Below are 22,427 nucleotides of genomic sequence, written 5' to 3' on the forward strand. Positions count from 1 at the left end.
GACGTATGAACCAATTATTTAAAACCTTTGAAAAAAAATCAGATCTCATTCAGCTTATTTGTTTTCCTTTTGCAGGCGGATATTCCGCCTCTTACCGTCCGCTCTTTGAACAGCTGAAGGACATGGCCGAAGTGACAGCAGCAGAGCCTCCGGGTCATGGAACGAACCTCATGCCGCTTGAAACAAGCATTGACCGGCTGGCTGAATTGTATAAAGAAGGACTGACAGGCAAATTAAACCGTCCATTTATTTTGTTCGGACATTCCATGGGCGGACTTGTGGTGTACAGGCTGACTCAGTTGCTAGAAAGGGAAGGCATCGATCCGGCAGCGGTTGTCATTTCTGCCATTCAGCCACCGCAAACAAAAAGACAAATATTGACCCATTTATCGAATGAAGCATTTGTTCAGCATATCGCTGAAATGGGCGGGATTCCAAAAGAATTGTTAGAGAACAAGCCAATGATGGATTACTTTACACCATCCTTACGTGCCGACTATCAAGCATTAGAATCCTTCCAGCACACAGACAAAACAATCATTAAATCACCCGTTTATTTATTGAACGGAAAGCAAGATAAGAAATGCATGGAAGACGCAGACGGCTGGCTAACATGGGCAAACGCCATCGAACGTACTGATTTCGAAGGAGGGCACATGTATATCAACACACACCTCGAGCAGTTCGCAGAACATATGAGGCATGTCATTGAGCAGACAATAGAAGATCGAGTGATAAAGATTTAAAAAAAGGCCCAATATGGGCCTTTTTTTATTGTGGAATGAAACTGGCAAACGCTGATATAGCTAGAGAAAATAAGAATAATAATACAAACGGTATGTAAAATTTATAATTTCTGTTTTCTGTGTCCTTTACGTAGGAGTAGCACCATAAGCTAAAAGAGACTAGAACAAAAATATTTAAATTCCACAAAATTGGAAGTGTGATCATTTGCTCGGCATTAGATACATTCAATAGGTATAAAATAATAACAATAATATTACCCATTAAAATGCAGTAATAAGTGAGTATCCCTCTTTTAAATATGTTCTTATATGGTTGATTTATTCCGAGTGTAACAAAACCTAGAAACAATACTAATGAAAAAAGTAATACTTCTATTATTGGTTTAAATGTTTCTCCAATAACTGCAAGTGATATGCCTATCCATTTACTCACTTCAATTATATCTTGATTACCATCAAGTTGAAGATCTAGTAAATTTTTATTAATTTCATCCATTTTTAATATAGAAAGGATAAAGGCTATAATACCAGAGAGTAGACTTACTAATATAATGTGTTTTTTCATATTAACATCCTTTTCAATATCAAATTTTTATAAAATAAAATTCAATAATCGAAGCAATAAACAACAAAAACAACCCTGTTAAAAGCTGTTTTAAATATGTTTTTCCTTTTGTTTTAAAAGGAATTCTATCTTTGGCAAGTATGTACTGTAAAATATGTTTTGATATATCGAACGATACAAAATAAAAAAGAAACAAACCAACAATTTCTAGAGGTGAATGGAAAATAATATAATATAAGGCTATATCAATTCCATATATATAAGTATATGATATAAAAAAAGCCCCAAGGAAAAATCCATTTAAAAATATGATAATGCTAGACAGCAAACCTAAACTAACTATTCCGGATATTAAAATGATGAGGGATACAGATAGATTATTAATGAAAATTTCTTGATAGCTGTCAATCTGTACGTTGTTTTTAAAATCTATACTATTTATAAACTTTGAAGCAAAAACACTTAGACTAAAACCTCCTAGAAATAGGATTAAAAAAATAGAGAAATTTTTAAGATAATATTTCAAAAAACTTCTTTTCGATTTGATCTTCATGAAACGTCACTCCTGAAGATTTTTTTTCTGAGTGTACGATACTCCCATTGTCAATAAAAAGAATTTCATCGCATAAGTCTGCTGCAAACTGAATGATATGTGTGGAGAGCAGAATGATTTTGTTGTCGTCTCTGAAATCTCTTAAATGTTTTTTCATGTCGGCCATGTTTGTAGGATCAAGGCCTGTAAAAGGCTCATCTAATAGAATGATGTTTGGATTATGAAGTATGGTTAAAATAAAAGATATTCTTTGTCTCATTCCTCGTGAAAGAGCAGATGAACGACGATGAGCTTGTTCTTCTAAACCATATTCACGCAACAGACTATTGATTTGATGAATTTCTAAGGGTTGTTCTATAAGCATGGATTGGTATTTTATCAATTCAAAACAAGTTAAGTTTTCAAATAAAATTGGATCGTCCTCCATGTATCCGATCGAAGAGAAGTTTTGCTTACTATCATTTATTAATATTAGACCTTTATCAGGGTTTATTAATCCAGCTATCATTTCTAAAATAGTAGTTTTTCCAGCACCGTTTTTCCCTAGTAGTCCAATAATGGAACCTTCTTTGAAATGCATTTCAGGAATCACTACTTTAAAGTTAGATTCTTTGTATTCTTTGGTTAGATCATGAATTGATAACATACTATCCCTCACTCAGATAATGTTTTAAATGACTTATAGTTTTTATTTATAGTTCTATGCCAATAAGTGAATATTAAAGATATAATTATAATTGAACTAGCAGCCATAATTGCATTTGTCACAATGAAATATATTGTGCTATATGAGGAGATAACTGCTAAACCTAAAATGAAACTATAGCAAATATTCAAGGTCAATTTACTGAGGGAACTTGGAATTTGATATACATATTCCCATTTGAAATAAGGAAATAAAACAGTAGAACTGACAGTACATATAGCTATTAAAATGCTACAGTTGATTAAAGAAATGATCACGAACATAGGTTTATCTAAATATATTGTAAAACTAGAGAAAAGAGCATATATAATACAAAAAAACAAATGTATTATGATAGATAATACCATCTTGGTTTTAATTTTATTTTTTGTGAAATTAGGTAATTTTTGTTTCAAAGGGAGAATTGGACCATCAATATCAAACGAGACATAACTTTGAATTGCGTTTGATAAAATAATCATAGGAAAAATAACACAAAAAATAAATAAAAAATCATTATCTATATTGAGTGTTTCAAGTTGCCTTGTATTAACACCGTAAAGTATTAAACCTAATAAACCTCCAGATAATGTTAAGATAAATAGTGAAACAGACCATTGGATAGGGGGATTTCTCATTAAAAGTGTAAGCTCATAAAACAAGAGATGATTAAAATTTCTAGATGTTTCTTTTTGCTTAGCTTTAGTTTTTTTCTGAAAATGAAAAATAGGTATATTATGAATATTCTTTCTCCAATTAATCACTAACAGTAAACTAATAAATGAGAAGATGAAAATAATATATATTGAATAACTGGATAAAGAAGTTGTTAATAAATTAAATTTGAATACAGTAAATACCCAAAGTAAAATGAGTCCTGTAGTTATATATCCAATAGATGATGAAATTGTAAAAAATCTAGGATTAGAAAGTAAAAATAATAAATGTAGTCTAAGTAGGTATCCTAAAACAAACGAAGTAATTCCCAAAGCTGCTAATGTAAAAGGTTGGTTGTACACATTTATACTTAAATTTGTTAAGTAAGAGCCTAAAAAAAAGAATAGTAAACCAACAATAATACTAAAAAACTTGCTCATATCTTTGCCGAAAATGTACTGATCTAGATGTATTTTTAAAATAGCCATCTGTTTTTTATCAGAAGAGAAAAGAATTCGCATCAAACTTTTATCAATATTTACTGTTAACATTAAAATTAAAAAAGATAAGTAGATGGTTGGTAAACCTTTAATGAAATAAGTAGCTAGTACACCTAGAAATAGAGGGGATATTATGTATAAAAAAGAAAACAATACAAAAATGAGAGCATTATTACGTTGATGTCTTCTAAAATCATTGATTAACAAGATTTTTGTGTATGTTAAATATTTATGCATTTACAACACTTCCATTTTAAATTTGTTATAGAGAAGGTATTAACACCTTCTCTATTAAAAAATTAGAAAGAAATAGCGTATTTTATTCCATATTTTTTAGCGTAATTAACCACTAGAGAAGCAATAACACCAAGTCCGAAAGTACCTAGTACAGCAGCGATAGCACCAACTGTTCCAGCTGCATTTAGAATTGCACTAATAGAAGTTATTGCCCAACCAGGTATTTGAGGATAGTTTGCTACTAGATTTGCAAAAGGCGTAACTGGTTCAAGAGTCAATAAAATCATAGTTGTTAAAGTTAGAGTGAAAATAAGACTCAAGCCTGAAATAGCAAATAATCTATTTTTTACTCCTAATTCCATATTTGACACCCCATCCCTTGATTATATACCCATATTATACATTATAAGGAATTACAATAAATGGTTTTTTATACTGTATTTAATTTAATTAGGGGATGTAATTTAGATTTGTTTTGATAATGGATTGTTATAATTAATTAGGAAATTATTCTGAAATTCGTACATGATTAACTGTCGTAACACAAGGTATGTAGAAGATGAACAATTAAAACGTGCGTTAAATTAATTAGAGATATCGCTTTAGTAAATGACTATTGAATGAAGGGACAGCTCCTCTTAACTGGTTATTTCCCACTGTATATTCAACCAATAGGATTTTTTATACATTACAGTATGATAGATAGAATCAAGTAAGTAATATTAGGTAACATAAGGCTCAATGATTAAGTAATGTTATAGTAATCTGTCCATGTATATCAACACACACCTCGAGCAGTTCGGAGAACATATGAGGCATGTCATTGAGCAGGCAACAAAAAGGCAATTCATCAGCCAATAAAAGAAAACAACGGCCCCGTCAAACGAGGGCCGTTTTCTTTATGAATTCCCCTTCCTCACCACATTCCCGCCAATCACTCCGCCAATGACGAGGACAGCCCCGATGAGGTGAACCATATCAATCGTTTCATGTAAAATAAGCACGCCAGCGGAAATGGTAATGAAAGCAGAAAGATTGTTAAAGATACTCACCTTTGCTGCTTCAAGGTGGGAAAGAGCATAGTTTGATAAATACGCTGTGAGCAGTGATGAGAGAATGCCTAAAAAGAGCATAGACCATACAAAGGATGGCTGCGTAAACGGACTGAAAAACTGCGGTAGTGTAGCATGTACCGAGTGCCGAATGAGAGCAGCAGCATTAAAGAAAACAAATCCAAAGAAGGTCATCACGAAAGTCAGTTCAATGGCATGGAACCGCCGTGTCATCACCCTGGCAAATACGCTATAGGCACTGGATGATAAGGCTGAAAGTAAGATCAGCACATAACCAATGAGATGAGAATGTTTCACATCAATTCCCTTCACCACAAAGAGGAGCATCACCCCGGACACAGAAAGAATGGTAAACAGCACCTGGATCGAGGTAGGACGTTCCTTTAAACACCATGCTGCAAGCACCATTGTCAAAATAGGGATGGTCGCCTGAATAATGCCGGCCTCTGATGAAGAGGTAAACATCAGCCCCCACACTTGAAATGCAAAAAACAACACAGGATAAAGCAAGGAAAATGGCACAATGTAAATGAGATCACGCCATTGAATGGAAAAACGATACTTTTTTCGCAAAAATGGAAATAACAAAAGAGCCGCTGCGAAAGAAACAGTAAATCGGTGTCCCAATACATCAATTGGATTCGCTGATGCTAAGGCTACTTTGACAAACAAGAATGAAAAACCAATAATACAGGCGTATGCGATCGAGGCAGCATACGCTTTTTGTTTTGACATATCCATCAGAATTCTCCTTACACGAGCATGCATGCTTCAGTTGAATTGACCGGTTCTGTCTTTTTATCGTAAACGGATTAAGTAAAGTGTACAATAAGAGTTATTGATATCTGTACCGGTACAAGGAGGCTAGTGCTGTGAGGAAATATGATCAGCTTGTGTTGAATATAAAAAACAAAATCGAGAGCGGTGAATACAATGCTGGAATGAAAATTCCATCCATTCGTCACTTAGCGGCTCAATATGCTGTGAGCAAAAGCACTGTCATAAAAGCACTAGACACGTTAGAGCGTGAACACTTGCTGTACTCTGTAGAAAGAAGTGGCTATTTTGTCGTGAAAACCAATCAGTCAGCCGTTAAGAAGGGCAGCACATGGATTGATTTTGCTTCCTCTGCGCCTGATCCCATTGTGTTTCCGTATGTCGATTTTCAGCACTGCATCAATCAAGCGATTGATCTGTATCAAAATGATTTATTTATCTATGGCACCACCAATGGATTACCATCTTTACTGCCAATCATTTCAAAGCGTTTAACGGATTATCAAGTGTTTGCCTCTTCAGAACAGATCGTCATGACTTCTGGTATTCAGCTGGCCTTATCGATTTTAAGCACCATCCCGTTTCCAAATGGAAAACAGACCATATTGGTCGAACAGCCAGGCTATCACCTATTCCTCCAATACTTAGAGAAAAACCAGCTGCCTGTCCGGGGGATTCAGCGGACGGAAAAAGGACTCGACCTTCAGGAATTGGAGCGTATCTTCCGAGAGGAGGATATTCGCTTTTTCTATACGATGCCAAGATTTCAAAACCCGCTTGGAACGAGTCTGTCGAAACAAGAAAAAATAGCGATTGCAGCCCTTGCCAAAGCATATGATGTCTACATCGTTGAAGACGATTATTTGGCTGATTTAGAATTCGATACAAAAAGAGACCCGATCTATTCATATGATCAGGCGGGGAAGGTCATTTATTTAAAAAGCTTCTCAAAAATCATTTTTCCGGGGCTTAGAACAGGTGCTGTCGTCTTACCAAACGAGCTGATTGTCCCCTTTAGTGAACATAAACGGCTGATTGATATCGACAGCTCGATGCTCTCGCAGGCTGCTTTAGAAATTTATTTGAAAAGCGGGATGTTTGAGCGTCATAGAGAAAGGATGCAGGCGACCTATAGAGCTCGATCCAAACAACTTGTGGCCTGTTTGAAAAATGATCAAGGCGCTTATGAGCTGGGAGAAGAGGAGCCAGCTACCCATACCCACGTTCGTGTCGACCGGTCCATTCCGATGAATCAGCTCATTCAGCACCTAAAAAAGGCTTCTGTGATGGTTCAGCCAATCGACCGCCATTTCATTTCTACTTATCATAAGGAGCCTATACTTCAACTGAACATTTGGCATGTAAAAGAAGAGGATATCGCACGAGGCGTCGATTTGCTAAAGTCATCACTTCAACAAATCACACGTTATTAAGGCGAGACAGCATGTTCTCACAAGTGAGTATCTCGACGTGCTCAGCCGCAGCGGGTTTTCTTGTACAAACCGCCATTTGGTAGGCAGGATCAAGTGAATATGTTTGGACAACGCAAGGGGCTTCGTGATCAGGTAATCTCAAAGTAGCCTGTCCATCCTCTGACAAGCGAGCGGTAAAGGATGAAAGACCATAGGATATTCCCTTCCCTGTCAGCTTGATAAAAGCCTCCTTCATGGACCATAAATGAAAGAAATAGGCTTCCTGCCGTTCTGCCGGCTGTGAGAGTAAATCTTGATATTCGTCAGCTGAAAAAAATCGTTTGGCAATGGCTAAATCAATCGGTTTAATCTCTTCAATATCAATGCCAACAGGCGCATCATCTACTGCGCCCACGACCCAATCACCAGAGTGAGAAAGATTAAAATGAAAAGAAGGAATTTGCCGGACAACAGGCTTTCCATTCCCTTCTGTTTCAAAAATGATCTGTTCCATAGGCAGTGCGTACATCTCATGAATGATGTAACGAATCAGTACCTCACCTAAAAGCGTTCTTCTTGCATCGATCAAAAAACGAAAGCGCTCAGCGGCGGCGCGTTTTTCAAGTGACACAAAAGGCTTCAGCTGTTCTATTTGTTTTCGTGCATTTTTATCATCTAAAGGTTGTAATTGAATAGCGAAAATCTTCATAACGGACCTCAATTTTTTACATTTATTGTACCATTGGATGAACACATGCAAAAGAGAAACAGACATCCTGTTCAATGAAAGCACAAAATGACAGGAAGGTGCGGGCGGTTCTCGATATAGTGGAAAAGGAAGGAGAGGGAAAAATGATTCACTTGATCATGGATAGTATCAATTATATGGAAGAGAGGCTGGATCAGCCTTTGCAGATCGAAGAAGTGGCAGAGGCCGCCTGTATGTCTAAATTTCATTATCAGCGGCTATTCCATATGCTGACGGGAATTGCAGTAGCAGAATATATTCGCAAAAGACGATTAACCCTTGCGGCAGAAGAATTCATGACCAAGCAAGTGAAAGTCATTGATGCGGCGGTGAAGTATGGCTATGAAACCCCAGAGTCGTTTGCGAAAGCCTTCAAGCGGCATCATGGATATACACCGGCAGCAGTGAAAACAGGCGAGTATACAGTGAAAGCCTACCCCCGTCTCTCCTTCGAACTTCAAATAAAAGGAGTCGAACCGATGCATTATCGAATTGTGGAAAAGGATTCATTTTCAATCATGGGCAGAAGACTAAAGACAACAACAAAGAATAGCCAAAACAAACAGGATATCCCCGCCTTTTGGAAGCGTGTCAATCAAGAAGGATGGACGGATTCACTGGCTCATGCAGCTGGAGAACTCGGATATATCGGTGTATGTGCGCATTTTGATGAAACGCTTGAAACATTTGACTATATCATTGGGATTGAGCAAGGTGAGGAACAACCAGATTCGACCATGACAGTCGAGCAGATTCCGGCCAGTACGTGGGCTGTATTTCAGGCAAAGGGGCCTGTCGAAACCGCTGTGCATTCAACATGGACACGTATTTTCACAGAATGGTTTCCTGCCTCAGGATATGAGCATGCTGGGGGAATGGAGATGGAAACGTATCCTTTAGATGGAGAGATAAATTCTCCAGATCATGTGACATTGATTTGGATTCCAATCCGTAAACAATCATAAAAAAGGCAGCGTATCTCGCTGCTTTTTATCCTTGTGTGAGGACGTGAACACCGTTTGGATCGGTCGTATTCATCCCATGAGAATCTATCATCTTCACTTCAAGTAAAGAGAGACGTTCTCCCTTTTTCCAATGAATAGGTTGTGTCAAACCGTCCAGCAACTGATCGACCGTAGGTGTATGAGTCAAATCAGGTACTGCGATCGTCATCTCGGCAATTGCTTCTTCACCAGTTTCAATCACATCTGTCCGCCGCTGCAATTCAAGCCTTAAGCGCATCGGTGTAGAAAGAAACGTTCTTCGCTCCCCAGTCTGGATTGCCCAGTTTCTCTTTTGCGCTTGTACCAGCAGCTGATCATATTCATCATCAGTCACTAGAAAGCCGATGTGATCAAAAAGGACTTTTTTACTATAACCAAATGTGATATTGATCTGTCCCTTTCTCATCTCAATGATTCGGAAAGAGGGCTTCTTCTCTCTAAAATCATCCCATGTAAGCGGAGGGGGAAAGGAACCTTCCTTTGCGAAACGCCCCTTTACTTCAAAGCCTAATGAGGTGTACGCCTTCTCCATCTCCTCAACAAATGGTGTCCAGTAATGATAATGGAAAAGCTGCATCAGAGGATCATCTCCTGTTTTTAGAATATTTCGTCTATTTAGTTTAGCACAAAATAAGCCATTCTTTTAGTAGAATGGCTTGTTCTTATCGGGTAAGGGTTTGAACAGGTTTCTCCGCTGTTTTTGTAATGAGCAGCTGCAAGAGCCGTGTCGATTGTGGCAATGAAAAGCGAAGGACGAGACCAGTAAAGATGGCCGTCAGAATCGTTCCAATGCCAATCGGGCCGCCGAGCATCCATGCAAATAGAAGCACGGTTAACTCAATACCATTTCGAACCCACTGCACGTTCAGCCCCGTTTTTGCTGAGATGAGCAGCATTAATGAATCTCTTGGCCCAGCGCCAAGATTAGCTGAGACATAAATGCCAACGCCATACCCAGACACAATCACGCCCGTAATAAACACATATAAAGCAGGTAAATACCCATGTGGTGCAGGTAATACTGCATTAAAGAAATCAATAAACACGCCGATCAGCACCATATTGAGCAGGGCGCCGATCTTTGGAAAAGATTTCGTGAAAACAGATGTCAGTGTCACAATCAGTGCACCAATAATGATCGACCATTGTCCAATGGTTAAACCAAAATGCTGAAACAGTCCATAATGAAAAGCGTCCCACGGACCAATGCCAAGGATCTTTCCCTTCACTGTCAGCGATAGTCCAAAAGCAAGTACAATCAATCCAACAAAATAAAAAAACCAACGTAAAAGATGTTCCCGCTTCAAAAGCTTTCCCTTCTTTCTTAAACACTCGATTTTAATCGTAACATACTCGAACGCCCCTTTAAATGGCTTTGCTCAATTGTAATCGCTTACTCGATAAAAAGAATTTTTTCCATAAAAAGAGCAGAAAACATCAAATTTTGGAGCAAGACTTTTGAATTGTTTTTTTTAACAAAGTGAACCAATAATTAACAATTTTTATGAAAATAAGAAAAAAATTCAATATAAAATGACAAAAAAACAACCTTTATCCAATTAAAGAATATTCAAGATAAAATAGAATAGATTGTATGTAAATTGCGTCGTTAGGCCTGTTTTTATTGGTAGATAAAATATTTAATACACGATAAAAAAACTTGTTTTATTGGAAAAAACATAGATGGATCAGATGTCGGAAGCTGTATATGACCAAAGGGCTATTTTTGTCGAAAATAGTCTTTTAGTCATGTTGAGGGTTCTGAAATGTTACTGATATTCTTTACCAAAGTGTGGGAGGTGAACTGGTACATACCATTATGATGTAAAGCAGGGAAAAGGGGATGTCAAAAAATGAACATATTAAAAAGAACGAGTCAATTATTTCTTATATTGGTGCTGATCGCTGGAAATTTATTAACGGTCTCACCACCTGTTACAAAAGCTGCTGGAACAGTGGTCGTGAACAATACGGATTCCTATATGATTGGGACTAGGCCACTAGTTCTTCAGCAACTCGATGGAAATGATCCAACAAATGTTAAAGCTAGTGTAGAGGTGAAAGGAATCGATATAGGCGCAGTGAATGGTGTTGCTGTTAGCGATCGAGAAAATGTAGTGTATGCAACTGCAAATGGCACTAGCCTTACTCTATATAAAATAAATGCGACATCAGGGCAAGCACAAGTCGTAACGAAACTACCTGAAGGCGCTACTAATGCCGTTGTGCATCAAGATAAATATATTTATTCTTATTTTTCTAATGGTGATTCTTTCCTTGGAACGTACGATTTAGTTACGGGTCAAAAAACGTCCAAAAAAATCGTCGGTTATGACGCTGGCTCTGGCATTGGTGGTGACATTGGCGGAGATCTTGTAGTCGATAAGGATGGCTATCTTTGGTTTGCATCTAATAACAGTGGAGCCGTTGCGCAAATGAATCCTGAAACAGCTGAAGTCATTCGTGTCATTCCGATTACAAATGCGGATGGTAAAACGATTGACGGAGGCGTGCGGGGAATTAGCTTCTTGCCAAATGGGCAGATGCTATTACAGTCAGGATTAAATGAATCCATTGGTCATTCCACTCTTTTTACACTTGATGCGAAAACATTAAGTACAACATATATGGGCACTGCAGGTGATTCATTATCTTACGACTTAGCTTCAAGGGTGAAGCCTGAATTCGATCCATATCCACCTAACCTTGAATCAGAAAAATCGGTTGCTTTACAGAAAAAAGCAGAAGGCAACACAGATGAAAAGCATCCAGAAGTAGGCGACACTTTGCTTTATACAATTAGAGCAAAAAATACGGTGCAATTCGGCATTCTTAAAAATCTGATCATATCAGATAACCTTCCGAGCAGCTTAACCTATGTTTCTGGTTCTCTTAAGGTAGATGGCACAAGCGTAACAGATGCAAAGGATCAAGACAAAGGTGACTTTACAAACGGTACTGTGACAGGTCAAATAGGTGATGTGAAAGACACCGATTGGCACACCGTGACATTTGAAGCGAAAGTAGCAAAAGGGCAAGCGGGTAAAGATATTCAAAATACAGCGAATGTCAAAGGGGAAAATACACCGCCAGACAATCCAACAACAAACATAGAAATTTATCCTCGTGATCCGAAGCTTGAATCAGAAAAATCAGCGGTCTTACAGAAAAAAGCAGATGGGAATACAGATGAGAAGCACCCAGAAGTAGGGGACACATTGCTGTATACCATTCAAGCCCGTAACGCTGTTGAAGATAGTGTAATAGAAGACCTTGTGATTTCTGACAAGTTACCTCAAGGATTATCTTATGTACCAAATTCTCTACAGGTAGATGGAAATCCAGTCACAGATGTAAAAGATGACGACAACGGTGATATGACAGATGGAACTGTCACTGGAACGTTCGGTGAAGTGAAAGATACGAAATGGCATACCGTGACGTTTGAAGTCAAAGTTGAAAAAGGCCAGGCAGGCAAAGATATTCAAAATACAGCGAGTGTCACAACCGGCAACACACCGCCAGACGAGCCGACAACGAATGTAGAGATCTATCCTCGTGACCCAAAGCTGACTTCTGAAAAATCAGCGGTCTTGCAGAAAAAAGCAGATGGGAATACAGATGAGAAGCATCCAGAGGTAGGTGATACACTTCTTTATACGATTAAAACAAAGAATACGATAGAAGACAGTCTCGTTGAAAATTTAGTGATCTCAGACGAACTGCCGGAAGGATTAGCGTATGTGCCGGATTCACTTCAAGTGGATGGCGAGGCAGTCACTGACGCAAAGGATGACGATAACGGAGACTTCACAGATGGTACCATTTCAGGACAATTTGGTGACGTTCAAGATACAGATTGGCATACCGTGACATTTGAAGTGACGGTTGAAAAAGGTCAATCTGGCAAAGACATTCAAAATACAGCGAGTGTCACAGGTGAAAACACACCACCAGACGATCCGACAACAAAAACAGAAATCTATCCTCGTGATCCAAAGCTGGAATCAGAAAAATCAGCGGTCTTGCAGAAAAAAGCTGAAGGTAACAAAGATGAGAAGCATCCAGAAGTAGGAGATACCCTGCTTTATACAATTAAAACAAAGAACACGATAGAAGACAGCCTTGTGGAAAATCTAGTGATCTCAGATCAATTACCAAAAGGGCTGAAGTATGTCGCTGGGTCTCTTGAAATTGATGGAGAATCTGTCACAGATGTGAAAGACGACGATAGCGGAGACTACACAGATGGAAAGGTCACAGGTTATTTTGGTGATGTGAAGGACACGGACTGGCATACCGTGACGTTTGAAGTGACAGTTGAAAAGGGACAGGCTGGTCAAGACATTCAAAACACTGCCGAAGTAACAGGTGAAAACACACCGCCAGATGATCCAACAACGAATACAGAAATTTATCCTCGTGAACCAAAACTATCATCAGAAAAGACAGCGAGCATTCAGAAAAAAGCAGAAGGGAACACAGATGAAAAAACACCACAGGTAGGCGATACCCTTCTGTATACGATCAAAACAAAGAACCTTGAAGAGGACAGCATCGTCGAAAATCTCGTGATTTCAGATCAACTGCCAGAAGGTCTTGAATATGTCGAAGGGTCATTAAAAGTAGATGACCAAGCCGTCACAGATGCAAAAGATGACGACAACGGAGATTACACTAAAGGCACAGTCACCGGTCAATTTGGTGATATCAAAGACACGGACTGGCATACTGTGACGTTTGAGGCGAAAGTAGCCAAAGGACAAGCAGGTAAAACCATTCAAAACACAGCAAAAGTAACAGGCGAAAACACGCCGCCAGATGAGCCGACAACCGAAACAAACATTGATCCAAGAGATCCAAAGCTTGAATCAGAAAAAACATCTGAGATCTCTCAAAAAGCAGAAGGCAATACAAATGAAAAACAAGTTCAGGTAGGCGACACTCTCCTTTACACGATCAAAACAAAAAATAGTGTAGAAGACAGTGTCATCAAAGATCTAGTCATCACAGATCAATTACCAGAAGGTCTTGAATACGTCGAAGGATCATTAAAAGTAGATGACCAAGCTGTCACAGATGCAAAAGATGATGACAATGGAGACTACACAAAAGGCACAGTCACCGGTCAATTTGGTGATATCAAAGACACAGACTGGCATACGGTGACGTTTGAAGCGAAGGTCGCTAAAGGCCAAGCGGATAAAACCATTCAAAACACAGCAAAAGTAACAGGCGAAAACACGCCGCCAGATGAGCCGACAACCGAAACAAACATTGATCCAAGAGATCCAAAGCTTGAATCAGAAAAAACATCTGAGATTGCTCAAAAAGCAGAAGGCAATACAAATGAAAAACAAGTCCAAGTAGGCGACACCCTTCTTTACACGATCAAAACAAAAAATAGTGTAGAAGACAGTGTCATCAAAGACTTAGTGATCGCAGATCAACTGCCAGAAGGTCTTCAATATGTTGAAGGTTCACTAAAAGTAGATGGACAAGCTGTCACAGATGCAAAAGATGACGACAACGGAGACTACACAAAAGGCACAGTCACCGGTCAATTTGGAGATATCAAAGACACGGACTGGCATACGGTGACTTTTGAAGCGAAGGTCGCGAAAGGATCTGAAGGTAAAACCATTCAAAATATCGCAGTTGTGAAGGGTAATAATGTTGACGAACCAGACAAACCTGAAAACTCAACAACGGTAGTACCGCCGCATGTGCCAGAGGTGCCAGCAAATCCAGAGCAGCCTTCTCATTCAGAACCGGATACACCTGGTCATCATCTTCCGAACACTGCAACAGAGATGTACAACCTTTTACTAGCAGGATCTGCACTTGTACTAATAGGTGCATCCCTTATTGTATGGAAAAGAAGAAAAAGAAACGGATAATCGTCCATGTTTCAAAAAATCATCTCAGCTCTATTGATTACAGCAGGTGTTTGTCTTGTGATTGTAGGATATATGAAAATCGTTGATGGACAAAGACAAGTAGATCAATCATTCCAGTCTGCACAAGTAGCCATCCAGCAAAAGGGGAAAGCGGATTCCCCTTTTGTGCCGGAGGCTGGTGAAACCATTGGGCTCTTGCACATTCCAAAGTTAAACGCTGAGTTACCAATTGTAGAAGGAACAGCGGCGGAGGATTTGGCAAAGGGAGTGGGTCATTATCACGAGAGCTATTTTCCTAACGAACAGGGACAAATCGTTTTATCTGGTCATCGTGATACCGTGTTTAGACGAACAGGAGAACTTGTGAAAGGGGATCAACTTGTCATAGAGCTTTCATACGGTCGGTTTACCTATGAAATTGAGAAAACAAAGATTGTGAAAAAAGATGATCAAAGTATTATTACACTACAACAGGAAAAGGAAGAACTTATCCTCACCACATGTTATCCTTTTTCTTTCATTGGTCCTGCACCAAACAGATATATCATATATGGGAAGCGTGTTTAGCCATTGGATCAGCCTGCAGCTCCTTCTTTCATTAACCGATTAGAGCGCTTAATCCCTGGATAAACAGGGAATCGTCTATATCATATCTAGAGATGCAGGGGGGGTCAATTTGTTAAATAAAGAAGATGTAAAGTATATAGATAACGTTGGAAGAATTGTCCTGCCGACAGATATAAGAAAACGATTAAAAATTCGACCGCAAGACTTTATAGAAATCTATCAAGAAGAAAGTCACATTGTGATAAAACCTTATTGGCAGGATAAGCCTTGTATCGTTACAGGGCAAGTCACCTGTTCCAATAAGGCCCTGTCAGGCGGTGTAGTTGTCAGCCCAGAGGGAGCGAGACTGCTCCTGCAAGATTTACTAGCGCTGCGGCTGCAAAAAGAGATATAAAAAAAGGCTGTTCTCACATGATGAGAACAGCCTTTTTGATCATACTGGATTCAAAATCCGATTTAAGAATTGTTTTGTTCGTTCTTCCTTTGGTCGTTTGAAGATTTCTTCAGGAGGACCTTGTTCGACGATGACGCCACCATCAATAAAAATCACTTCGTCCGCCACTTCTTGGGCAAACTTGATTTCATGTGTGACAACCGCCATCGTCCAGCCTTCTTTCGCTAAATCCTTCATGACCTTTAAGACTTCTCCGACAAGTTCAGGGTCAAGCGCAGAGGTTGGTTCATCAAAAAGCATAAGCTCTGGCTGAATGGCAAGTGCACGGGCAATGCCGACACGCTGCTTTTGACCGCCTGACAGCTGGAAGGGATACAAATCTTTTTTATCCTCAAGTCCTACCTTTTGCAGGAGCTGAATCGCTTCTTTTCGCACCGCTTCTTTCGGACGGCGTTGGACTTGGACTGGACCTTCCATCACGTTCTCAAGAACAGTACGATGCGGGAACAGATGATAATCTTGAAACACCATGCCTGACTTCCGGCGAAGCTTGAGCAAATCAGCTTGTTTATTTTTTTTAGAAAAATCAATCGAGAAATCATCGAAGGTAAAGGAGCCTGCATTTGGAATTTCAAGTGCATTTAAACAGCGAAGCATCGTTGTTTTTCCTGAACCTGATGGACCAAGAATCGCCACAACCTGCCCTTTGTTGATCGTAAAATCAATCGACTTTAAAATCTCATTTTCACCAAAGGATTTGTTTAAGCCTTTGACTGTTAGCATGTCGTTCCCTCCTTACCTTGCGACATATCGATCAAGTCGTTTTTCAATTTGGTGTTGAACGAGCGATAGAATGAAGCAGAATACCCAATAGATCAGGGCTGCTTCCATATAAATAAATAAAATTTGATCCAAGTTCGCCGCAGCTATTTCCTGTGATTTACGGAACATCTCAGCCACAAGGATTTGGGAGGCAAGTGATGTATCTTTCACCAAACTAATGAATGAATTAGACAGCGGCGGAATCGATACACGCACTGCCTGCGGTAAAATCACGCGGACGAGCGTTTTGCGATGGGTCATCCCAATCGAATACCCCGCTTCCCATTGTCCTTTTGGAACAGATAGGACGGATGCACGGATAATTTCCGAAGCATACGCACCTACGTTTAAAGAAAAAGCGATGATAGCACTTGGATATGGATCCAGTGTGATATTAAATGTCGGAAAGAAATAGAAAATAATAAACAATTGCACAAAAAGCGGCGTTCCGCGAACGGCCGACACATAGATGGAGAAAATCCATCTGAGGGCTTTAATTTTAGACATTCTAGCAAGAGCTGTCACAAGCGCGATAAAAAGACCAATAATGAAGGCAATGATGGCAAGGGGGATTGTATAATAAATCCCCTGCATCACCATTGGCCAAAAAGATTGCTGAAGAAGATCCCACGGAATGACGACTCCTAGGGTATTACTTTGTAACATCTTCACCAAACCATTTCTTAGAAATCTTAGCAAGTGTACCGTCTTTTTTCATTTCTTTTAATGCGCCATTCACTTTGTCAACGACTTCGCCGCTGCCTTTTCTGAAGGCAAAATACGTTTCTTGTGGATCTCCTGTTTCAAATGCAACTTTTAGGTTTTTGTTACCGCTTGTTTTCAAGTAATTCAAGACAGCTAATTTGTCATTGAACGTCAAATCAGCACGCCCTTGCTGAATCAATTGAATGGATTGTGCAAGACCTTCAACCCCTTCAATTTTAGCGCCAGCATCTGTAGCTAATTTGTTATAGTTACTTGTTAATGATTGTGCTGCTTTTTTGCCTTTCACATCAGAAAGTTTCTTGATGTCATTGTTATCTGATTTTGTCACAACAATGGCTTGAGACGTTGTGTATTTATCAGAGAAATCATATTGATTTTCACGTCCAGTTTTACCAACTTGGTTCGCTACCACATCAAAACGTTTTGAATTCAGACCAGCAAACATGCTGTCCCATTGTGTTTCTTTGAATTCTGGTTTTAAGTCAAGACGTTTTGCGACTTCTGTGATGACCTCGACATCATAGCCAGTTAATTTATCTGTCTTTTTGTCATGGAAGGTGAAAGGAGCATATGTACCTTCTGTACCGATGGTTAATACGCCTTTATCCTGAATGGACTTCCAAAGGTCACCTGATTCCTTAGACCCAGATTGTTTATTTGCGCTGTCGTTTGCAGCTGATCCACATGCTGTGATCAATGCAACACAAGCGCCTAAAATAATGGCAAAGAACATTTTTTTCATTTTATTCCCCACTTTTCTTGTTGGTATTTACAACATATGATCTTACAGAGAAGCAACCTAAAAGTAAAGCATTTGAAACTAGCTTGAGCGAATCTCACCAACTTTATGCCTTGAACTGGTTGAACGGATAAACGATAGAACTATACCCAAAACAAAAGGTGGATAAAACCAAACGCATTCTCAAACGATGATGAAGAGAGTTCGATTGATGAGAATGTGAGATAGACTACTTAATGGTAAAATATGCTATGATTTTCACATCGAAAGAAGTTTATGTGGGTGTTGATCAGTCGACTTAAATGACTTTTTAAAGTACACGATCCTCCAGCGAACAAACGAAATAAAAGGGAAGTGTGATCATTTGCATACATCGAAACAAAAACCTGTCATGATTTTAGTACACGAAATATACGGAATAAATGATCATATGAAGAGTATGATCGATCATTTTGACAAAGCCGGTTTTGAGGTTTATTGTCCTCATTTATTAGGACAGGCTAAACACTTCCCTTATGCCAGTGAGAATGAGGCATATGACTACTTTATGAATAAAGTTGGTTTTGATGAATCGGTAAAGATCGTATTGAATGTGGCAAAAGAGTTAAAAACGAAAAATGCAGAGAGAGACATATGTCTGATAGGTTTTAGTGTGGGGGCAACAATTGCTTGGCAATGCAGCCAATATGATCAGTTGTTTACCGGAGTCATTGGATTTTATGGTTCAAGGATAAGAGATTTTCTCGATATGAAGCCTGCCTGCAATACGTTGTTATTTTTCTCGGAAGTTGAAGCATCTTTTAACCCACGGGAGGTTGCGAATGTTTTGGAGAAAAAGGAAAAGCTTTGCGTGAAAATAGTAAAGGGGCAGCATGGGTTCGCCAATCCAGATTCTACGACTTTTCACGCTGAATCTAAAAATCGCTGCTTTCAAGAAATCGATGGTTTTATCAAAGAGTGTCTACAAAAGAAAAATGACTCATGACTGTTTGAAATGAGACTCGAATAGAGGGAAATGAAACCAGTGTGTCATGTAAGTTTGCATGCTGGTTTTTTCGTGCAATTCTTTTGGATATAAGGCATCCTATCAAATGATCAGAATCACCGTATAGTTGTGCGAACATTACTAAAATAAAGACTTTGTAACAGTGACGATAGAAGGAAGCATATTTATTATAAAAGATGTATAATTAGTAGGTTGTTTTGAAAATGGAATAATCACATGGAGACATGTTTTGATAACAGAACATCTTAGAAGAAGGAGGGCATCATTGTGGATGTTGGACAAAATCAGCCCGAACAATTGAAAAGGGCGATGACCTCCCGCCATTTATTTATGATTTCTCTTGGCGGTGTCATTGGGACAGGCTTTTTCCTTGGAACAGGCTATACGATTGGACAAGCAGGGCCAGTTGGAGCTGTTCTTTCCTATATTGTGGGCGGATTGATTATGTATTTAACCATGCTGTGTCTTGGAGAGCTGTCAGTCGCGCTTCCTGTGTCGGGGTCGTTTCATACGTATGCGACGAAATTTGTGAGTCCTGCAGCAGGATTTGCTGTTGGCTGGATTTATTGGCTTGGCTGGGCAGCCACCGTGGCGCTGGAATTTTTATCAGCAGGGCAGCTGATGAGACGCTGGCTTCCACAAGTGGATGTGTGGATTTGGTGTCTCATATTTGGGCTGTGTTTGTTCTTATTAAATGCCAGGTCAGCGAAAGCGTTCGGGGAGTCGGAGTTTTTCTTTTCAACCATTAAGATTGTTGCCATCTTACTATTTATTGGCGTAGGCGGAGCGGCGATGTTTGGTTTTATTCAAACGACGAGCGGGGAACCGGCTCCTTACTTTAGTCATTTTGTGAGTGACGGTCTGTTTCCGAATGGCTTGCTCGCAGTAGTCGTCACGATGATCACGGTGAATTTTTCGTTTCAAGGGACGGAGCTGATCGGGATTGCGGCAGGAGAAAGTGAAAATCCAGAGAAAACCGTGCCTCGTTCGATTCATCAGACGGTTTGGCGCACCCTTGTCTTTTTCGTTTTATCTATTTTTGTCTTAGCGGGTATGGTGCCTTGGAAAGAAGCGAGTGTGCTGCAAAGCCCATTTGTCACTGTGTTTGAGAGAACGGGCATTCCTTATGCGGCAGATATCATGAACTTTGTCATTATCATTGCTTTATTATCTGTGGCGAACTCGGGCCTATACGCCTCTACGAGAATGCTGTACTCTTTGTCGAAGGAAGGAATGGCAGGGAAGGCGTTTAGACGAGTCAATCAGCGGGGCATCCCGATGAATGCCTTACTGCTCACTTTCCTGTTTACAGGTATTTCGTTATTATCAGGATTCTTTGCAGAGAAAACCGTTTTTGCTTGGATCGTGTCTATTGCGGGCATGAGTGCCCAAACCGGCTGGATTACGATTACATTATCACAGCTGCTTTTCCGCAGAAGATATTTGAAAGCAGGCGGAAAGCTGGAAAACCTAAAATTTAAAACCCCTCTTTATCCGGTACTGCCGATCATTGCGATCACGCTGAACTCGATTGTGCTAATCAGTCTTGCCTTTGATGCCGAGCAGCGGATTGGGCTGTATGTCGGCGTACCGCTCATGATCATTGGATATGTTGTCTATCACCGCTATGTGAAAAAACATCAGGTGAAAAGTGAACCGCTCCAGTTGCAAATTCACGGAGATGATGAGATTCGGTTTTAATTCAAAAAAAGAAGCCTTCCCATTGAGGAGGCTTCTTTTTCAATTTAATGCACGCCTTTCATCGCTTTCTTAATCACCGGTGTAAGCAGAAGCATAGCGCCACATAAAACAATAGCGAGCATGCCGATGATCCCGAAATAGACGGTTTCTGGTACTTTATCAAACAGTTTGACCACTTGTGCATTGATCGCCTGTGCCATTGCATTTGAAAGGAACCAAAGGCTCATCGTTTGCGCTGAGAAGGCAGCAGGTGCCAGTTTTGTTGTCGCTGACAGCCCAACTGGTGATAAGCAAAGTTCTCCGATGACGACAAGGAAGAAGCTGAGAACGAGCCATAATGGACTAACAAGTGTATTCGGTCCAGACATGTAAGCAGGAATGATCATGATGATAAAGGATAATCCTGCGAACAGAAGCCCAAGTGAAAATTTAATCGGGGTAGACGGCTGTTTCTTACCGAGTCTGACCCATAACCAAGCAAATACTGGTGACAGGAGCACAATAAAGATTGGGTTCAATGATTGGAACCAAGAAGAGGCTAATGTCATGCCAAGGAAATTCAAGTTTGTTCGCTGATCTGCATATGTGGCTAAAATATTTGAGCCTTGTTCTTGAATGGCCCAGAACATCACCGCAGCTAGAAACAATGGAATATAAGCGAGTACCCTCGACTGCTCCACTGCACTCGTTTTTTGACTAAAATACATCACAATAAAATAAACAATTGGAATCAGCACACCAAGGACACTGACAAACCAAGTGAATAGATTAATCGTGAGCGCTCCTGTTTGAATGCCGATGACAGCAAAAACAGCAAGTACAATCACGATCAATGTACCGAAAATTTTGAAGTTCTTGCGTTCAGTAGCTGATAGTGGATTTGTGACATAAGTGCCGGCAAGTCCAAGATTCGGCTTTTTCGTGATGACAAACGTAATCAGTCCAACAAGCATACCAACGGCAGCGAGTGAGAAACCAAGGTGGAAATTCACTTTTTGACCGAGTGTTCCGACAATTAATGGGGCAATAAAACCACCCATATTGATCCCCATATAGAAAATACTGAATCCAGAATCCCTGCGAGGGTCTGTTTTTGTATACAGGTCACCGACTATGTTTGATACGTTCGGCTTTAGGAGACCTGTCCCAATAATAATCAGCCCCATACTAATAAAGAGCGCTGTTGCACCGCTAGGTAGTGCCAAAATGACATGACCAAGCATAATGAATACCCCGCCATAAAAGACCGTACTGGACGAACCAAATACTCGGTCGGCAAGCCATCCGCCAATAATGCCTGACATATAGACAAGCGCACCATAGACAGACATGATCGAATTAGCGGTTGTCTGGTCGAAGCCAAGACCGCCTTTTGTCACCTCTGTGTACATATAATAAATAAGCAGTGCACGCATGCCATAATAAGAAAAACGCTCCCAAAATTCAGTGAAAAACAGTGTGTAAAGTCCTTTAGGATGTCCAAAAAACCCTTTTTGAGGAACACTTTTAACAATTTTATCGTGGTCAATTGTAGACATGGCATAGATCCTTTCTTAAAAAAAGAGATATGAGAAAAATGATATTCTTGTATAGTTCTTGTGTCAATATAAAACTA

Annotated in this window: 21 protein-coding genes; 8 read left to right on the forward strand and 13 right to left on the reverse strand. The window is 39.7% G+C overall.

The genetic code is table 11. The annotated features are described in order from the left end of the window. The first annotated feature begins 5 nt into the window (after positions 1-5). Positions 6-746: a thioesterase II family protein gene (locus ACNO7B_RS01930; protein ID WP_417901086.1), complete on the forward strand. Its 741-nt coding sequence runs from the start codon at positions 6-8 to the stop codon at positions 744-746. 25 nt (positions 747-771) lie between these two features. Here the strand turns inward: ACNO7B_RS01930 and ACNO7B_RS01935 are convergent, their stop codons facing one another. From ACNO7B_RS01935 to ACNO7B_RS01960, 6 genes are all read right to left on the reverse strand, one after another. Continuing rightward, positions 772-1,311, reverse strand: coding sequence for a hypothetical protein (locus ACNO7B_RS01935; protein ID WP_254506081.1), 540 nt, complete (start codon positions 1,309-1,311; stop codon positions 772-774). Between the two features lie 19 nt (positions 1,312-1,330). Further along, positions 1,331-1,864 (reverse strand): stage II sporulation protein M, encoded by a 534-nt coding sequence (locus tag ACNO7B_RS01940; protein ID WP_046342624.1) that lies wholly within the window; start codon positions 1,862-1,864, stop codon positions 1,331-1,333. Next, a complete protein-coding gene (locus ACNO7B_RS01945) occupies positions 1,821-2,510 on the reverse strand; it encodes an ABC transporter ATP-binding protein (protein WP_046342626.1) in 690 nt (229 codons plus the stop codon). Before ACNO7B_RS01945 ends, ACNO7B_RS01940 begins: the two co-directional genes overlap by 44 nt. A gap of 8 nt (positions 2,511-2,518) precedes the next feature. Continuing rightward, entirely contained in the window at positions 2,519-3,943 is a 1,425-nt protein-coding gene (locus ACNO7B_RS01950; protein ID WP_417901087.1) for a hypothetical protein, read from the reverse strand. 62 nt (positions 3,944-4,005) lie between these two features. After that, the gene (locus tag ACNO7B_RS01955) at positions 4,006-4,305 is read right to left on the reverse strand and encodes a hypothetical protein (protein ID WP_046342630.1); all 300 of its coding nucleotides are present in this window, start codon (positions 4,303-4,305) and stop codon (positions 4,006-4,008) included. Positions 4,306-4,842: 537 nt separating this feature from the next. Continuing rightward, positions 4,843-5,757 (reverse strand): DMT family transporter, encoded by a 915-nt coding sequence (locus tag ACNO7B_RS01960; RefSeq protein ID WP_213406409.1) that lies wholly within the window; start codon positions 5,755-5,757, stop codon positions 4,843-4,845. A gap of 131 nt (positions 5,758-5,888) precedes the next feature. Between ACNO7B_RS01960 and ACNO7B_RS01965 the strand changes: the two genes are divergently transcribed. Further along, positions 5,889-7,226 (forward strand): PLP-dependent aminotransferase family protein, encoded by a 1,338-nt coding sequence (locus ACNO7B_RS01965; RefSeq protein WP_417901088.1) that lies wholly within the window; start codon positions 5,889-5,891, stop codon positions 7,224-7,226. Here the strand turns inward: ACNO7B_RS01965 and ACNO7B_RS01970 are convergent. Then, the gene (locus tag ACNO7B_RS01970) at positions 7,213-7,914 is read right to left on the reverse strand and encodes a 4'-phosphopantetheinyl transferase family protein (protein ID WP_417901089.1); all 702 of its coding nucleotides are present in this window, start codon (positions 7,912-7,914) and stop codon (positions 7,213-7,215) included. The two genes, ACNO7B_RS01965 and ACNO7B_RS01970, sit on opposite strands and share 14 nt — an antisense overlap. 143 nt (positions 7,915-8,057) lie before the next feature. Here ACNO7B_RS01970 and ACNO7B_RS01975 point away from each other — a divergent pair, with 143 nt between their 5' ends. Beyond that, positions 8,058-8,918, forward strand: coding sequence for an effector binding domain-containing protein (locus tag ACNO7B_RS01975; protein ID WP_017366603.1), 861 nt, complete (start codon positions 8,058-8,060; stop codon positions 8,916-8,918). A gap of 25 nt (positions 8,919-8,943) precedes the next feature. Here the strand turns inward: ACNO7B_RS01975 and ACNO7B_RS01980 are convergent, their stop codons facing one another. Continuing rightward, positions 8,944-9,534: a hypothetical protein gene (locus ACNO7B_RS01980; protein WP_035704402.1), complete on the reverse strand. Its 591-nt coding sequence runs from the start codon at positions 9,532-9,534 to the stop codon at positions 8,944-8,946. A gap of 85 nt (positions 9,535-9,619) precedes the next feature. Further along, entirely contained in the window at positions 9,620-10,264 is a 645-nt protein-coding gene (locus ACNO7B_RS01985) for a YczE/YyaS/YitT family protein (protein WP_007498187.1), read from the reverse strand. A 546-nt stretch (positions 10,265-10,810) separates the two neighbouring features. Here ACNO7B_RS01985 and ACNO7B_RS01990 point away from each other — a divergent pair. From ACNO7B_RS01990 to ACNO7B_RS02000, 3 genes are all read left to right on the forward strand, one after another. Continuing rightward, the gene (locus tag ACNO7B_RS01990; protein ID WP_417901090.1) at positions 10,811-14,857 is read left to right on the forward strand and encodes an isopeptide-forming domain-containing fimbrial protein; all 4,047 of its coding nucleotides are present in this window, start codon (positions 10,811-10,813) and stop codon (positions 14,855-14,857) included. Positions 14,858-14,863: 6 nt separating this feature from the next. Continuing rightward, entirely contained in the window at positions 14,864-15,424 is a 561-nt protein-coding gene (locus tag ACNO7B_RS01995) for a class D sortase (RefSeq protein ID WP_417901091.1), read from the forward strand. Between the two features lie 109 nt (positions 15,425-15,533). Further along, positions 15,534-15,818 (forward strand): AbrB/MazE/SpoVT family DNA-binding domain-containing protein, encoded by a 285-nt coding sequence (locus tag ACNO7B_RS02000; protein ID WP_417901092.1) that lies wholly within the window; start codon positions 15,534-15,536, stop codon positions 15,816-15,818. A 39-nt stretch (positions 15,819-15,857) separates the two neighbouring features. Here the strand turns inward: ACNO7B_RS02000 and ACNO7B_RS02005 are convergent, their stop codons facing one another. From ACNO7B_RS02005 to tcyA, 3 genes are read right to left on the reverse strand one after another with little or no spacing between them, the layout of a single operon-like run. Further along, a complete protein-coding gene (locus tag ACNO7B_RS02005; RefSeq protein WP_007498183.1) occupies positions 15,858-16,601 on the reverse strand; it encodes an amino acid ABC transporter ATP-binding protein in 744 nt (247 codons plus the stop codon). Between the two features lie 12 nt (positions 16,602-16,613). Beyond that, on the reverse strand, positions 16,614-17,306 hold the full coding sequence (locus ACNO7B_RS02010; protein ID WP_017366604.1) for an amino acid ABC transporter permease: 693 nt from the start codon (positions 17,304-17,306) through the stop codon (positions 16,614-16,616). Continuing rightward, positions 17,293-18,108, reverse strand: coding sequence for a cystine ABC transporter substrate-binding lipoprotein TcyA (gene tcyA, locus ACNO7B_RS02015; RefSeq protein ID WP_007498178.1), 816 nt, complete (start codon positions 18,106-18,108; stop codon positions 17,293-17,295). The genes ACNO7B_RS02010 and tcyA overlap by 14 nt, the downstream gene beginning before the upstream one ends. 361 nt (positions 18,109-18,469) lie before the next feature. Here tcyA and ACNO7B_RS02020 point away from each other — a divergent pair, with 361 nt between their 5' ends. Together ACNO7B_RS02020 and ACNO7B_RS02025 are read left to right on the forward strand one after the other, a co-directional pair. Beyond that, a complete protein-coding gene (locus ACNO7B_RS02020; RefSeq protein WP_046342642.1) occupies positions 18,470-19,090 on the forward strand; it encodes a dienelactone hydrolase family protein in 621 nt (206 codons plus the stop codon). A 288-nt stretch (positions 19,091-19,378) separates the two neighbouring features. Continuing rightward, the gene (locus ACNO7B_RS02025; protein ID WP_008347282.1) at positions 19,379-20,812 is read left to right on the forward strand and encodes an amino acid permease; all 1,434 of its coding nucleotides are present in this window, start codon (positions 19,379-19,381) and stop codon (positions 20,810-20,812) included. Between the two features lie 44 nt (positions 20,813-20,856). Here ACNO7B_RS02025 and ACNO7B_RS02030 read toward each other — a convergent pair whose 3' ends face one another. Further along, positions 20,857-22,350 carry a peptide MFS transporter gene (locus tag ACNO7B_RS02030; protein ID WP_156060968.1) on the reverse strand — a complete coding sequence of 498 codons (1,494 nt, stop codon included), beginning with the start codon at positions 22,348-22,350 and terminating at the stop codon, positions 20,857-20,859. Positions 22,351-22,427: the final 77 nt, after the last annotated feature.

The organism is Bacillus sp. AK25 (assembly GCF_048270685.1).
GTDB classification, from domain to species: Bacteria; Bacillota; Bacilli; order Bacillales; family Bacillaceae; genus Bacillus; species Bacillus altitudinis.